Genomic DNA, 15,296 nt, shown 5'->3' with positions numbered 1-15,296 from the left:
AAAAGGTGGAATTAACATACTGTCTTTAGAACAGTTGTGTGTAATTCGGGAACCAAGCTCTTCAATAAAATAAGTAATTCATCCTCTTGGTTTTCTTTGCACGCATTGTTGAGTAAATTCATTGTTTGCATGAGCTCATCCCAATTTAATTCACGAAACTTTGCTTTGAATAATTTCTCATGTTCGGTTGAATCCAATTGTTCTGACTCATGGAAAAGCTCCTCAAACAATTTTTCTCCTGGACGTAAACCCGTGTATTCGATCATGATATCTTTTCCGGGCTCTTTCCCTGCCAAACGGATCATTTGCTCTGCCAAGTAGCTGATTTTAATCGGCTCGCCCATATCAAGCACAAAAATTTCACCACCTTGTCCATTAACCATAGCCTGCAAAATTAACTGGCTTGCTTCGGGTATAGTCATAAAATATCGTTGCATATCGGGATGAGTTACCTTTATTGGACCACCACTTTGCAATTGTTTTTGAAACAGTGGAACCACACTTCCGGCAGAACCTAAAACATTACCAAAACGAACTGTAATAAATTGAGTCTTTACTCTACTATTCAAATTCTGACAAAAAATTTCTGCAACTCTCTTGGTAGTTCCCATAATATTAGTTGGATTTACTGCTTTATCAGTGGAAATTAAAATAAATTTTTCAGTATGAGCAAATACACTGGCTTTTGCAACAATCTGAGTTCCTAAAATATTATTCAAAACAGCAACACGTATTTGATTTTGCAAAAGAGGAACATGTTTATAAGCAGCAGCATGAAATACAATTTCAGGAGAGTAATCAGAAAACAGATGATTAATAGCTACTTCATCAGTAACACTCACCAATTTAAGTTCTAAAGGAATATCTGGAAAGCTCTGTTTCAACTCAAGTTCAATTTGGTATAAATTAAATTCACTATTGTCAACAATTACCAAACTTTGGGGTTTAAGAGCCAAAATTTGCCTGCATAATTCAGAGCCAATGGATCCTCCTCCGCCAGTTACCAATACTCTTTTTTCAGAAATTCCGGCGATTAACTTATCCCATTGCAAATGAACTTGTTCTCTTCCTAATAAGTCTTCTATATTTACCGGCCTTAAGGCATTCACTTCAACTCTACCAGAGGCTAAATCATTGAGGCCTGGGAGTGTACTGAAAGGAACATTACTATTTTCGCAATAGGTTACGATACGCCGCATAATTGAAGAACTTGCTGAAGGAATAGCAATAAAAATCAAATCAATTGTATATTCTCGAACTCGCATGGTAATTTGACTTGTAGTTCCCAAGACTGGGACCCCGTGAACTTCTAAGCCTTTCTTAGATAAGTTATCATCAATAAAACCAATCGGCTTGTACTGATGGCTACGTTTTAAATCTCGGACTAAACCCTCACCAGCCATACCAGCACCGACAATAAGCACTCGCTTTATTTCGGCCGTCTGACTGCCTCTAGCTTGTTGATCCCAATAAATCCGTCTCAATAGCCTACCACCACAAAGAAAAGCAGTTAAAATAACATCGTACAAAGGAAATAATGAACGAGGCAGTTCATGAAGAATAGAAGTTAGATACAAAACAGGAATTACTATTATCGTGGCAGTCAAAGATGCTTTCAATATTCTAATTACATCGTTTAATGAAAAAAAACGCCATAAACCTCGATATGTTTTAAAATAGAAATAGCAAGTCACCTGAATAATTGTTAACAAAACCAAAGCAATAAACGAATGTGTAGACGTAAGTATTTCCGGGAAGGGTTGCAAATTATAACGTAACCAATAAGCAGCATACCAAGCTATAGGAATTGCAAGAATATCATTCAGAAGAACGGGTGATTTTAGATACAACCTCTTCAAAAAAATTTTCACAATTTCGATCATATACTAATCCTTCTGAACTCATTTGTGATGAAGAGATAGTACATGAAGTTTGCATTCATAACACCAAAAAATCGCTCTTTATAATGAAAAACTTTGATAAAAAAACTATTGACTAATCGGTGAAATAACAGAAGAGTTTGTATATATCTCATAACGATAAATTGAATCAGAATTATTAGTCATGTAAATTTGACTTAATGTATACTTATTTTGCTTGTTTAACAATTTCTTTAAACAAACATCACTAGGCGTATATATTACTTTTCTTTGTTCAATTAATGAAGTCAAAATAATAACTTCTGGTTTTTTATGCAAAATAGTGTTGCAAAATAGTTCATACCTGAGTTTTTCAGGATAATGCGCCATTGTTAAATTATTTAAGCAATATGAATCAATAAAATTTAAATGACTTAAATAAGGTATCAGTCCACAATCGGCCAAAACCACTGAAGCCCCAAAAGCAACATGACTATTTAACCAATCTACTACCTTAATACGTAACTGCTCTCCTCGAATAGGATTTTGATAAAAATAACGATAATCTGACAAACTCATTTTCGGTATAAAAAAGAATACTACTGTAAAATAGATTAAATAAAAAAGTGTGTTAAAAACAAAATCTCTTTTTTGCCAAAAAGCGTCTACCAAAGTACTAATCCCTAGCAATGCTAAAGGAAGAAGCAACGCAAATGCAGGTAAAAAAAGACGATTATCAAAAGCAACTATTGGATCTGAATTTACCAACATTATTAAATACAAAACACTAGGCAACCATAAAAAATAATGTCGCTTTCCTTCAGACATACTACAGGCAGGTAGAGCAAGAAGAGCAAATGGCCATATCAACTTTAAATAATTTCTATCTAAAGTCAACGTAAAAACATTAGATAATCCTTTACAATACACTGAATTAGGAAAAAGAAATCCAAAATAAGTGAGACGCCATAAAAAATAAGGTCCATAAAATAGAGCAAGAGCCGCACAGAAAAGAAACACTCCTTGCCAATAATGTTTTATTTCTTTTTGAGGTCTATCCCAACAAAGCAAAATAAAAAATAATATCATTAAAGCTGGAGCTTCCGGTCGAGTCATTCCCGCAAGTGCAAGAAATAATCCCGCAAAAATAAAGTAAATGTTTTCTGATTTGCTACGAGAATGGGGGAACAATTGATATCCCATTCCTCTGAAGCAGAAATATACAGTCCCACAAATAAATGCTTGGTAAACAGCTGTTTCCAAACCACTAATTGCCCAAATAATTTGCCCTTTGTAAAGTAATAAACCCAAACAAGGGAGGAGTGATTTTCGTTTAGAAAACCAAAATCGACTAATTAAGTAGATAAAATAACAGGTAAAATAAAGTCCAATTAATCCTGCAATTTTTAAAACAATAATTGGATTCCCTTTTAAAAGGAGTGTTAAAGCTCCAAGTGCAACAAAAAGAAAATTTGAATAACCTTCCACTGGAGGAGCTTGTACATTCCACAATAAACCGTTACCTGCTACCCAATGTCTCGAATAGCGCAAGGAGATATACATATCATCAATGGTAAATGGCCAGATCGCCTGTATTTGTAAAATCAGTAAATAGAAAAATAATACAATGAAAATACAATCATACCAGCGTAATTCAGATTTCATTGAGCTAATGCCATAAAAGTTAAAACAATAAAGCACCAAAGATTAATTCGTGATAACCGATCGCTTAAAAAAACGATTACAGGATCGTCATTTTCAAGGTCTTGCATTGCAAGCCAAGCAAAACGCCATAATGCGATCGCTGCAAAAGGTACAGTCAACATAAAATAAAAGGACTGATCTCTTGCGTAAATAATATAAAAAACATAAGTAAGAAAGCTAGCAGCACCTATAGCAATTATTAACCAATGAAGCATTAAAGGATTATACTTCTTCAATACTTTACGTGTTGTATGTTTTAGGCCTAATTGCATTTCCATTCTGCGTTTATTTAAGGCAATAAAAAGGCTCACTAACGTTGCTGCAATAATAAGCCAAACAGAAATAGCTAAACCAATACCTGCAGTACCAGCCAACACACGCAGCAGGAATCCCGCGGCAATACAAAGCACATCGATAACAGGAATAAGTTTAAAAAGATGGTTATAAGCTATATTTATTACTAAATAAATACAAAGAATAATTGCTAATTTTTTGGAAATTAACCAACCTAAAGTAAGCCCAGCAAGTAAAAGCAAAAACAGCATAAAAATTGCCTCAGAAACTGTAATTTTCTCACTTGCTAATGGTCTATGTCGTTTATGGGGGTGTAAACTATCTTCGGTTCGATCTTCAATATCATTATAAACATACACAGCACTGGAAATAAGGCAAAAAGCCAAGGTAGCTAATACTGCAGGAATAAAATATCCAGGAATAGGTGTATAACAAAATCCAAGCATTACAAACGCACCTTTAGTCCAATGCGATATGCGAAGAAGCTTAAACAAATGCTTAAGCCTTTCCATGAAGCTTACCTGTTGCGTGTTGTCTATCAATTCACTTACCTTATAAAAACTTAGTTTGATGAACAATACTATAGCCAATAAATTAAAAGTATCACAATCTTGAAAAAAAGCATCATTTCAATGAGTTAATCTCTAAATAAACTAAAAACTTTCAATTTAATACAACAATTTAGTAAAAAATAATCAAATAACATTGCATTTATACAATTTAGAAGTAAGATTAATATCTAATGGAACAACACGTACATTGCATACCAAAAGGACGGGAGACATTATGCACTTTATTCTTGCACCAGGAAATCTAGCCAAATTTGATAACCTACGTAAAGCTTATGAAACTGAAAAGCATGTTGATCTCAATGCGAAGCCTTCAATTATAGGTACACCTGTTTTTTTTGGTGGAACTGATGTTGTGAATAGAAGCAAGCAAATTGCATTTTTAGAAAAGATGTATGCGATTTTTAAAGTACATTTATTAAATGAAGATGAAATTAAAACTCCAATACAACGACATGTTTACATTATTGCGTCACGATTTATGATGGCAGCCTGTCTTTATGTACAATCTCAAATTAGCAGTTCAAAAAGAAACTCCGTTTTATACCGAATCATCGAAGATAATTTAGGGATAACCTCTGAAAATTTCTTAGATGATGAGGATAAAGAAGAATACTACTTGACTGCAAAACGACTTATTGAAACCACTGGTGCTTTTGAACAAGCTAATATTTCATTAGCAAAAAAAGGAATTTTGCCATTTACCGAAAAAGAGTGGGAACAGTTTTCTACATTTTTAAAAGAAATGTGCCATAAAAAAGAAAAAAAAGATCAATATACAAGCTTTCCTGTTATCTCAATTACTCAACCTTTCTTTGGAATGGCATTTTCTTACGTTGGAGCAACCGTTGGCGTTGTATTGGCAGAAGGAGTGACTAACTCTACAACAGCAATCACTCCTCGTGTTCAATTAACTGCTCTGGTTGGCAGTACTTTATTAGTTTTCAGCCCAGCGGGAACTACTGGGGTTGCTCTTTTGGCTCCCGTAATTGCAACTAAGCTTCTCACTTCTTTTTGTACAATAAGTCTTGCCCATGCTATGGGTAAAGCAGCCGGATATCTGGGTCAAGGAATAGGTATGGGAGTAGGACTTCCTTTTGATCTTGCTTATAATCTACTTTGGTCTGTATGTTCTTTAATTAGTCGTTACTACAGCAAGACACCGCAACTTGCAATCATAGATGGAATACGCCTTGCTGATGGTGCACCGATCATTGCTGGAATTCCTATCCAACTTGTTCCTGAAAATGAATTACCTCAAGGATGTACCAAAAAAACTCTTGAAATTACAGAAACAGGTGAAGTACATATTGAAGGTGAAGAAATAAAAGATACCCCGATGCAAATTCCTCCTGAAATACTCGAAGAATTTAACAAACAATTAACGCTATGGAACCCAAATCAACAAAATTCAGGAGGAAAGCAATCAGACAGTAAAGAACCTATAATCACAGAGCCTGATGAAATTGATGGATTAGCCCTCATTTAAAAAGTGAAATCGTTCACGCCTCATGCACCGAAAGGCTGCATTGAGGGCTCTCCTTGGTTTAACACAATACCACTTGCTTAGATTGGAAATTTATCACTTAATGGTAGTGCACCCTGCGCTCTCAAATAAAGTTTTTCGTCAAGAGGCAAGCAGTCCTTTCCTTGAACAGATACAAAATTACTTATTCCTAAAAGAGCACTGATACAGTTGAACCTTTGTGAGAAAAGTTAATATACTCAAGATCCAACTGCATCTGTATTAAATTTGATTTAAGGACGACTATCAATTTCTTTGCGCTGACTTGGCATAAAATCTTTTCTATCTAGCCCCATTGCTACAGCCAAAGCTCCAGCTACATAGATAGAAGAATACGTACCAATAATAATACCAATGATCAATGCTAAAGAAAATCCATGTATGGCTTCTCCACCATAAATAAACAATGCAAGAACCACAAAAAGTGTCAACATAGAAGTCATAATGGTTCGCGATAGTGTCTGGTTAATCGAGATATTCATAATTTCAATAGAAGTAGCGCGACGAATTTTAACAAAATTTTCACGCACCCTATCAAAAACTACGATCGTATCATTTAATGAATATCCAATTACAGCTAATAATCCAGCTAATGCCTTTAAATCAAATTCGACACCAAAAAAAGCAAAGATCCCCAATATCAAAACAGGATCATGTATTAATGCAACAGCAGAACTCACCGCAAGTCTATATTCGAAGCGCATCGCGATATATATCATTGTAGCTAATAATGAAACTACCACAGCTAACGCGCCCTTAGTAGCTAATTCCTGCCCTACTTGTGGACCAACAAAATCCACTCGTTGCTTGGTTGCTCCTGGCAAAGCAGTCATAACTTGATCGACCAAACGTGCTTGTTCTTTGTCTTCACGTGGGGCAATACTAATTAATACATCTTTAGACGTACCATAGCTTACAACCTGTGCTTCTTTAAACCCTGCTTTCGCTAAGTTTTCTCGAATGGAGGGTAAATCAGCGGCAGAAGAATATGAAACTTCAATTTGAGTTCCACCCGTAAAATCCAAGCCCCATTTCAAACCATGGAAAGCCAAAGCACCAATAGAAAGAACAAAAATCAATAGAGAGAACATCGCCGTCCAACGACGAGCACCCATAAAGTCTACGTTTGAATTTGGATTAAAAAATTCCATCTGAGCCTCGCCTTTAAATACCTATAGATAGTTTCTTTACAGTTCTACCACCATAATACCAATTTACAATTCCACGGGTATAAGTGATGCCTGTAAGCATGGAAGTTAATAATCCTAATGAAAGAGTTACCGCAAATCCACGCACAGGCCCCGTCCCTACTGCAAAGAGAATGATTGCTACAATTAAGGTTGTTATATTCGCATCAAGAATGGTTGAAAAAGCACGCTCATATCCAGCATAAATTGCTGCTTGTGGCGACAAACCATGGCGTAATTCTTCACGAATACGTTCATAAATCAACACATTCGCATCTACAGCCATACCTACCGTCAATACAATTCCAGCAATCCCTGGAAGAGTAAGAGTTGCGTCAATTACTGATAATAAAGCACAAAGCAAAACCAGATTGAGTAACAAAGCAATATTAGCAATGAGTCCAAAAAACCGGTAATAGACCAACATCAAAATTAGAATTAAGCCCATACCCACTTCTAGAGAAATCATACCTCTGCGAATATTTTCTTTTCCTAACGTTGGACCAACAGTACGCTCTTCTATAGGATAGATTGCTGCTGGTAATGCTCCCGCTCTTAACAGTAAAGCCAAATTGCTCGCTTCTTTAGAATCAGCAAGTCCAGTAATTTGGAAATTATTGCCCAAAGCATTTTGAATCACCGGAGCACTAATAACACGTTCTTCGCGATGCGTAATTCTTTTTTCAACTCCATTGATCGTTTGTATGTTGTTTTTAGTTTCAACATAAACAATAGCCATGCGCTTACCAATATTTTCGCGGGTAACTTTAGTAAATAAGCTTTCTCCCCCTCCACCAAGTTGTATTTGTACTGCTGGAGTTGCTGATTGCTGATCATAGCTAGAGACTGCAGAAGTGATTGAATCACCACTTAAAACTACTTGTCTCTTTAATAAAATAGGATATCCATCCATCATCAATAATTTATCATTGACAGGAACGATCCCTGTTTGTTTGGCAATTTGTGGATCATTATCTTGATCGACTAAATAAAATTGCAGTGTTGCGGTACCTCCAAGAATTTGCTTAGCACGCGCCGCATCCTGAATCCCTGGTAAATCCACAGCAACCCGAGTTGCACCTTGTTGTTGAACTACTGCCTCACCAACGCCTAGTTCATTCACTCTATTACGTAAAATACTCATTGTTTGTTCAATAGTATTTTGCCGCATTGTGTTTAACTCAGTAGGTGAGACTGATGCTATAATTTCATTATTTATTTTACTTTTTACAAAAACGAGATCAGGTAATTTTTCTTTTAAACCTAAAAAAGCATTATCCGTAGATTCAGCATCACGGAAACGTAAATCAACACCTTTATCAGGTATAAAACGTATACCTGTATAACGAATGCCAAGTTCTCTTAACTCCTGACTGATGTTTTTCATGATTCCTTCATAGCGGCGACTAATTACACTTTCTACATCAACTTCTAATAAAAAGTGCACTCCACCTCTAAGATCTAGGCCTTGCTTCATTGGCGCAGCATGAATCGCATCCAACCAATTTGGAGTAGAGGGTGCCAAATTTAAAGCCACTGTATATTGAGATCCTAAAGCGTTTTTAATGGAGTCACGAGCTAATAATTGAGCATCGGTAGATGAAAAAACCACTTCAACACCTTCGCTTTGTACAATCAGAGATTTATACTGTAGCTTATTCTTATTTAAGATATCTTCTACTTGATTTTTTAATTCATCGTAATCTACTGGTGTTTCAGATGATATCTGTACTACAGGATTTTCCGTATACAAATTAGGGATGGCATAAACTAACCCAATTACTGCAATAACAATCAGCATCAGGTTTTTCCATAAAGGATATTTATTTTGCATTTCCGTGTACCTATGACTTTTTAAAGGGATTTTAAAGTACCTTTCGGCAATACAGCACTCACCGCGCCTTTTTGTAAGTTAATCTCCACACCTTCTGCAAGACTAATTTTGATGTATTGCTCATCTAGGCTAACTACTTTAGCTAATATGCCTCCTGAAGTGATAATTTCATCGCCTTTCTTTAAATTACTTACTAAGTCACGATGTTCTTTTGCTCTTTTGTTTTGAGGTCTAATGAGCATAAAATAAAACAACACAAAAATAGCGGCGATCATAATGAGCGAAAAAGTTCCATCTGCTTGAGGCGCTGGTGTAGTCCCCGCTGCAGCAAAAGCATCGCTAATAAAAAAACTCATACTGTCTCCTTTAATCTACGATTGATAATCGCGTGACATCATATAGCGAATTGTTCTTAAGGTAAATGAATCAAAGTGGAAATTAAAACAGTTTTTCAATATTTAGATAATGAATCGATTCCATGAGCCAAATGATAAATTGTGCGAAACCCAGCTTCTTTTAATAAAAGTACCGCTCGTTGACTTCTTTGACCTGACTGGCAATAAATAAGAATGGGCTTTGCAGGATCAAGTTCATTCAAACGTCTAGGCAACTCAGCTAAAGGAATTAATTTTCCACCTAAATTTTTATGGCTGTATTCTTCTGTTGTTCTGACATCCAACAATAATATCTCTGGATTTTCTTGCAAAAAATTGGATAAGTTATCGCCTGAGACTGCGAAAGACTGCTCCTTATTCGATTCGATACACAATCCAAAAACATGCTCCTCTAAAGTCTGGCCATAAACACAAAATTGGCATTCTTCATTTTTAGTGAGCCGTATATTTTTTATGTCCATGGTTAGAAAATTGATACTAAGTAATCGATTCAGTAGAGAAACTCCACTGGCGGTAATCCATTTAATTATTTCTGTTGCTTGCAAAATACCCAATAACCCAGGAAGAGTACCTAAAACACCACCACTCTGACAATTTGCACCTGTATCAGGAACGACTGGAAATAAACAATGCAAACAGGGATTATTCCTTCCATGAAATAAAGAACAATGGCCATGGAACTGATAAGCACTAGCGTAAACATAGGGTATTTCGAGACGATAGCAAGTATCGTGAACTAGATAACGCGTATAAAAATTATCGGAACAATCAGCCACCAGATCGTATTGAGCAATAATTTCTTCTGCATTATCTGCGGTTAAACGAAACACATAAGAGTGTACATTAATAGTTGAATTTAACGCCTGCAATTTATTTTTTGCAACAGCTGCTTTTGCCTTGCTAATATCCTTTTCTTGATAAAGAATTTGGCGATGCAAATTACCTTCCTCAATAAAATCATCATCGATAATTCCTAGAGTCCCAATCCCTGCACCCGCAAGATAAGTGAGTAACGTAACTCCAATTCCTCCAGCGCCTACACACAATACTCTTGCTTTTTGCAGTTTTTCTTGTCCAAAAAGACCAATTTCCTCTAACTTGATTTGCTGAGCATAACGTTTTAACTCAGGTAAAAAAGACATTTTAAGTTCCTATTAATACAGGGTAGTGCGGGTTCTATGTAAAAAATAAACGTCATTTTTATATAGAACTGTTTTTATTGGGAACTGAATCCCGTATAAAGGGTACAAATCCCCGCTTTCGCTGGGGACAAGCTTTATGGGATAACGTTCGTTTAGCGACATAAAAGGCTTTTCTATGCCTTTTATGTCAAGCACACACTAGTTTAACAAGAGTAGGGATTTCAGAAAACAAAATACGGGATCAATTTTAAGTTTGAGAAAGACAGAAACAAGTTTAAACTATAACTAAGATGGACAAAGTTATTTACCGGTCTTGAACATTAACATTTAGTTTTTTTCCAGTACTGATTGGAAATGGGGAGCAATGAGAGTATTAGTCACAGGAGCCCGTGCTCCAGCAAGTATGGATATTATCCGTACTTTGATACGAGAGGGTCATGAAGTTTATAGTGCGGACAGTATGAATTTTCCCTTGGGTCGTTTTGTCTCTGGGCTTAAAAAACATCTGACTTTCCCAAAACCCAACCGAAATTTGGATGCTTTTTTAAGTGCGATCAAGAGATTATTGATTGAGTATCAAATTGATTGGTTAATTCCCACCTGCGAAGAAATTTTCTTTATTAGCCAAGGCCATGAGGAATTATCCAAACATACCCAATTGTTTTGCGAACCCTTTCACAGACTCAATCCATTACATAACAAACACGAATTTAATCAACTTGCATTACACTATGGACTTAACGCACCAGAAAGTTGGTTATTACGTACTGAAGAAGATAAGAAACAGATTCCTTCGCATGCAGATATTGTTTTAAAACCCATATTCTCACGTTTTGGGGAGCATGTGATCCTGAAACCCAATCAGGACGTTATTGATGCATTAGTTTTAGATGTGCCTTATTTGGCACAACGTTTCATTCGAGGAAAGGAATATTGTGCCTATGCTATAGCACATGAAGGAAAAGTATTAATTCACTCATGCTACCATCCAAAATATACTGCTGGCCCCGCTGCTGGAATTTATTTTGAACCAGCAGCTCCAGAATCTATTCAAAAATTTATTGAGATATTTTGTCAGCAATATCAATTTAGCGGACAAATTGCCTTCGATTTTATTTTGAACGAGAAGAGAGCCTTTGTTTTAGAATGCAATCCAAGAACAACAAGTGGATTTCATTTAGTTGCGCCCTACCTCAATTGGTTACAGATTTGGGATAGAAAAAAACAAAATTACCAAGTAACAGAACAAGCATTGATGCTTGGACTTGGAATGATGATGCATGGTTTACCGTATTTACGCGAGAATCCCAAGCAATTTATTGCTGATTATCGTGCAGCGAAAGATGTGTTGGATGATCCGGCTTACCCTTGGTTGGGGTTTAAAAGCATGGTTACCTTGGGTAATATTATTTTGCGTATGGTGAAAGAAAGAAAAAGTTTTCACGGTGCTTCTACAGATGACATTGAATTTAATGGGTATTTATGAACTTTAACGAAAAAAGTCAAAAATACAGCGCGCCTTTTATCCAAGGACCAACGCAAAAATGGATGTTCAATGTAGAGTCACAAATGTTTTCTTTAAACATCGACGGATTTATCTTTCCGGTGACCGTCAATAATCAGGAATATCACTCTTCATACGTCTGCTCTCCGTACAACGCCCTAGTCACTTATGGACAAGATGAGCTATTTAAAATTAAAAATTATCCTTTACGATTGATTTTAAGCGGGCTCATGAAAGCTCTGGGTGGTTTTTTGAGAGTGGTGCATATTAATCAAAATGTATGCATCAATAATTTCTACTTGTCGACCAACCCCTACCCTGATTGGAATGGTAAAGGTGCAGAAGAGGCTTTAAAGAGCTTATCTGTGCGTTACCCACATCATGCGATTATGTGTCGTTCGCTCAATGAACATACAAATAAAGAACTTCTTGAACATTTGCGTCAGTTGGATTTCTTTTGTGTAGCATCACGTCAGGTTTATATTTTTGATAATAAACTTTGCCTATTCAAACAACGCAACAACACGCAAAACGATCGTAGAGCTTTAGCTAAGGGAGAGTTCGTGCTAGTGACGCACGAGCAGATTTCGGAACAGGATTATCCAGTCATCGTGCATTTGTATAATCTCTTGTATTTGAAAAAATATTCGCAACATAATCCTCAATTTAGTGAAGATTTAATTGCTTATTGGCATACAAACAAATTACTGACTTTTTTTGGTCTCAGAGATAAAAAGGGTGTGCTGCAAGGAATTATGGGAATATTTGATAGCGAAACGGTAATCACAGCACCTCTGGTTGGATACAACACCCATCTTCCTAATCAATGTGCCTTATACCGCATGCTGATCTACTTAGTGTTGGATTATACTGATAAAAAGGGAATTTGCCTCAATTTGAGCTCTGGTGCTTCGGGTTTTAAACGCTTGCGTGGGGGGCAACCTTTTATTGAATATTCTGCGGTATACACCAAACATTTGCCTCTTTATCGACGTATGGCATGGAGAATAATTCAAGGTTTACTCAATAGCCTGTTCATTTCCATTTTGAAAAGGTATCAATTATGAATTTAAAGAACCAGTGGTTGCCTGTAGCTTGGGTTAAAGAGATAAAAACACGACCAAAGCGTTTTTTATTGTGCAATATACCCTTGGTGCTTTTTAAGTTAAAAGAAGAAGTAATCGTACTGCAAGACCGCTGCCCACATCGAGGAGTGCCTTTGTCAGAAGGCACATTAACAGAAGATGGCATCCAATGCTGTTATCATGGTTGGCGTTTTAATGCGCAAGGACTTTGTGTCGCAATTCCTGGTCTTAACAAACCTATTGATACCCATCATTATTGTGTCCCTACTTATGCAACCCAAGTGCATCTAGGCATGGTTTTTGTTTGTTTGGAGCCTGATGAATATACTTTACCTTTATATTCAGTAACCACACTTCAAGGTAAAGAGTATTTATCACATTGCATTCAATTTCAATTAAAAGGTGATTTACTTAATGTATTGGAAAATGTCTTAGATGCAACCCACACTCATTTTGTTCATGCGGGCTTACTAAGACATAATGATAAAAGGCAAATGGTAACTGCAACCTTGACTGTAGAAAAGTTTAGTGCAGAAATACGTTATGAAAATGAAAACAAACAATCCGGATGGGTAAGCTCCCTTTTGGAACACGATCGCCAATTTTCTATAGGGCGATTTAACTCCCCACTTATAGCTGAGCTGGAGTATCACAACCATCAACATCTTACCGCCGGATTTACTTTTTTCTTGAGTCCAGTAAATGATACAAATGAATATCGAGTATTCTTATTAATTATTTACAGAAATCATTGGTTGAATCGGTGGGTAAAAAAATTCCTTTTCTTGCCTTTCATTTATTTAGCATTCCAGCAAGACAAAATCATTTTGAACAAACAAAGGATGAATGAAGCGTATTTTCCCAATAGCCATTTTAAATCAACGGAGCTGGATATCTTACGCCCCCATATCGAACGAATTTTATTAGGAAAAAGCATACCGACCAAGAAAGTTTTAAAACTGCATTTGTAAGATACGCTTATAGCATCCCCATTCCTAAAAAGAATACCTTAGTATAAAAACTCACTCATTCTTAAGAATTCACTCAGATCTCTTCTCTAGAATATTCCAAGACTTTTAGAGAAATCGCTTCTTTAATAACGTTCGAGGAAAACATAAAATGAAAAACGAGAAAAATCAGCAAGATATTTATGGAATATTGAGAATAGCACCTACCGATGATTTTACAGTGGTAAAAAAAGCCTATATTAAACAAGCATTAGCAACACATCCTGATAAAAACCCTGGTAAATCTGATGAAGAGTTCAAAGTGCTCCAAAATGCCTGGGAAAAAATAAATAGCGAAGCAAAGCTTCGATTATATTTTGAACTTTATCAACAAAATCGAGTTCATGAATTTGATGAAAAGCTGTCTTCAAATTTTTCTAAGTCTCCATTCTCGTTTCCTGCAGAAAAAAATGGACAAGCCAATGTAATACCCTCCGATGCTCTCAATGAATATCGGACTGATGAGATTGACATTTTTATCCCAGTACCTTTTTCTCCTTCAATTGTACCAGGCTTAAGCAATGCTCGAGTTCATCTTTCGCTTGATCCAAAAGAACGAGAAATAAACTTAGAAAATATCAGAAAGTTTATTATTAACTCAAATAATGGCATTTATCAGGTCGGTGTAACTTATAAAGAAGCAGTGGATATTGTCAATCAACATGGCCATAACAGTATGTCTCTCATTGTTCGACTCAGACTACCTATAACACGGTTATCCGATGCCAGAGCCTCGGAGAAAGAACTCGCTGCTCCCAATATATTAAATGCACGTTCAGCTGATAAATATTTTACTTTGCAGCCCAATACTGTCATTCATAAAGAAGATATTTATACTGTACAACCAATGAGTTGGAAAGAGTACCGTAACTCAGTCCGCTTTATGCACTCTTTAGAAAAAGCAGGTTCACATATTGGAGAGATTTATAGTGAAAACCCTGTTGCATTCTATACCAAAGGTCAAAAACCACATGTAATTGAAAATGAAAAACCAAGCAATTCTTCTCATAGCATAACGGGATTTTATATTCGTGATAACATTCGTGCGGGTTGGAATTGGCTATTTTTTTCTCCTTCATCGCCCAGCTCTTCATCTCAAACAAATCCTGAAGAAAAGAAACAATCAGAAAGAGGCAATTATCTTTTAAATAATAAATAACGTGAGTTCGACATAAAAGGCATGGAAATGCC

At 36.1% G+C, this 15,296-nt stretch carries 12 protein-coding genes; 5 read left to right on the top strand and 7 right to left on the bottom strand.

The genetic code is table 11. The annotated features are described in order from the left end of the window. Nucleotides 1–11 precede the first annotated feature (11 nt). The 3 genes from Lgra_RS15100 to Lgra_RS15090 form a co-directional block, all read right to left on the bottom strand. A complete protein-coding gene (locus Lgra_RS15100) occupies nucleotides 12–1,883 on the bottom strand; it encodes a polysaccharide biosynthesis protein (protein ID WP_058500086.1) in 1,872 nt (623 codons plus the stop codon). 105 nt (nucleotides 1,884–1,988) lie between these two features. After that, nucleotides 1,989–3,524, bottom strand: a complete 1,536-nt coding sequence (locus Lgra_RS15095; RefSeq protein WP_058500085.1) for a protein LphB — start codon at nucleotides 3,522–3,524, stop codon at nucleotides 1,989–1,991. Beyond that, a complete protein-coding gene (locus Lgra_RS15090) occupies nucleotides 3,521–4,369 on the bottom strand; it encodes a decaprenyl-phosphate phosphoribosyltransferase (RefSeq protein ID WP_058500084.1) in 849 nt (282 codons plus the stop codon). The genes Lgra_RS15095 and Lgra_RS15090 overlap by 4 nt, the downstream gene beginning before the upstream one ends. Before the next feature lie 274 nt (nucleotides 4,370–4,643). Here Lgra_RS15090 and Lgra_RS15085 point away from each other — a divergent pair, with 274 nt between their 5' ends. Further along, nucleotides 4,644–5,915: a hypothetical protein gene (locus tag Lgra_RS15085; RefSeq protein WP_058500083.1), complete on the top strand. Its 1,272-nt coding sequence runs from the start codon at nucleotides 4,644–4,646 to the stop codon at nucleotides 5,913–5,915. Between the two features lie 269 nt (nucleotides 5,916–6,184). On the opposite strand, the gene secF is transcribed toward Lgra_RS15085, so the two are convergent. The 4 genes from secF to Lgra_RS15065 form a co-directional block, all read right to left on the bottom strand. Further along, entirely contained in the window at nucleotides 6,185–7,102 is a 918-nt protein-coding gene (gene secF / locus Lgra_RS15080) for a protein translocase subunit SecF (RefSeq protein ID WP_058500082.1), read from the bottom strand. Nucleotides 7,103–7,115: 13 nt separating this feature from the next. Next, nucleotides 7,116–8,972: a protein translocase subunit SecD gene (secD, locus tag Lgra_RS15075; RefSeq protein WP_058500081.1), complete on the bottom strand. Its 1,857-nt coding sequence runs from the start codon at nucleotides 8,970–8,972 to the stop codon at nucleotides 7,116–7,118. Nucleotides 8,973–8,992: 20 nt separating this feature from the next. After that, nucleotides 8,993–9,328: a preprotein translocase subunit YajC gene (yajC, locus tag Lgra_RS15070; RefSeq protein ID WP_058500080.1), complete on the bottom strand. Its 336-nt coding sequence runs from the start codon at nucleotides 9,326–9,328 to the stop codon at nucleotides 8,993–8,995. Nucleotides 9,329–9,423: 95 nt separating this feature from the next. Beyond that, nucleotides 9,424–10,509 carry a HesA/MoeB/ThiF family protein gene (locus Lgra_RS15065; protein ID WP_058500079.1) on the bottom strand — a complete coding sequence of 362 codons (1,086 nt, stop codon included), beginning with the start codon at nucleotides 10,507–10,509 and terminating at the stop codon, nucleotides 9,424–9,426. A gap of 364 nt (nucleotides 10,510–10,873) precedes the next feature. Here Lgra_RS15065 and Lgra_RS15060 point away from each other — a divergent pair, with 364 nt between their 5' ends. From Lgra_RS15060 to Lgra_RS15045, 4 genes are all read left to right on the top strand, one after another. After that, nucleotides 10,874–11,995, top strand: coding sequence for an ATP-grasp domain-containing protein (locus tag Lgra_RS15060; protein ID WP_058500078.1), 1,122 nt, complete (start codon nucleotides 10,874–10,876; stop codon nucleotides 11,993–11,995). Then, entirely contained in the window at nucleotides 11,992–13,080 is a 1,089-nt protein-coding gene (locus tag Lgra_RS15055) for a hypothetical protein (RefSeq protein WP_058500077.1), read from the top strand. The genes Lgra_RS15060 and Lgra_RS15055 overlap by 4 nt, the downstream gene beginning before the upstream one ends. Next, entirely contained in the window at nucleotides 13,077–14,069 is a 993-nt protein-coding gene (locus Lgra_RS15050; RefSeq protein WP_058500076.1) for a Rieske 2Fe-2S domain-containing protein, read from the top strand. Before Lgra_RS15055 ends, Lgra_RS15050 begins: the two co-directional genes overlap by 4 nt. Before the next feature lie 148 nt (nucleotides 14,070–14,217). Beyond that, a complete protein-coding gene (locus tag Lgra_RS15045; protein WP_058500075.1) occupies nucleotides 14,218–15,264 on the top strand; it encodes a DnaJ domain-containing protein in 1,047 nt (348 codons plus the stop codon). Nucleotides 15,265–15,296: the final 32 nt, after the last annotated feature.

The organism is Legionella gratiana, assembly GCF_001467695.1.
Lineage (GTDB): Bacteria > Pseudomonadota > Gammaproteobacteria > Legionellales > Legionellaceae > Legionella > Legionella gratiana.
Note: the sequence above shows the minus strand (reverse complement) of the source record. Positions and strands in the feature narration are given on the sequence as shown.

Excerpts from the sequence above, each read along its gene's own strand:
- Lgra_RS15100 (WP_058500086.1), bottom strand. The coding sequence starts at position 1,883 with ATGATCGAAATTGTGAAAATTTTTTTGAAGAGGTTGTATCTAAAATCA.
- Lgra_RS15095 (WP_058500085.1), bottom strand. The coding sequence starts at position 3,524 with ATGAAATCTGAATTACGCTGGTATGATTGTATTTTCATTGTATTATTT.
- Lgra_RS15090 (WP_058500084.1), bottom strand. The coding sequence starts at position 4,369 with ATGGAAAGGCTTAAGCATTTGTTTAAGCTTCTTCGCATATCGCATTGG.
- Lgra_RS15085 (WP_058500083.1), top strand. The coding sequence starts at position 4,644 with ATGCACTTTATTCTTGCACCAGGAAATCTAGCCAAATTTGATAACCTA.
- secF (WP_058500082.1), bottom strand. The coding sequence starts at position 7,102 with ATGGAATTTTTTAATCCAAATTCAAACGTAGACTTTATGGGTGCTCGT.
- secD (WP_058500081.1), bottom strand. The coding sequence starts at position 8,972 with ATGCAAAATAAATATCCTTTATGGAAAAACCTGATGCTGATTGTTATT.
- yajC (WP_058500080.1), bottom strand. The coding sequence starts at position 9,328 with ATGAGTTTTTTTATTAGCGATGCTTTTGCTGCAGCGGGGACTACACCA.
- Lgra_RS15065 (WP_058500079.1), bottom strand. The coding sequence starts at position 10,509 with ATGTCTTTTTTACCTGAGTTAAAACGTTATGCTCAGCAAATCAAGTTA.
- Lgra_RS15060 (WP_058500078.1), top strand. The coding sequence starts at position 10,874 with ATGAGAGTATTAGTCACAGGAGCCCGTGCTCCAGCAAGTATGGATATT.
- Lgra_RS15055 (WP_058500077.1), top strand. The coding sequence starts at position 11,992 with ATGAACTTTAACGAAAAAAGTCAAAAATACAGCGCGCCTTTTATCCAA.
- Lgra_RS15050 (WP_058500076.1), top strand. The coding sequence starts at position 13,077 with ATGAATTTAAAGAACCAGTGGTTGCCTGTAGCTTGGGTTAAAGAGATA.
- Lgra_RS15045 (WP_058500075.1), top strand. The coding sequence starts at position 14,218 with ATGAAAAACGAGAAAAATCAGCAAGATATTTATGGAATATTGAGAATA.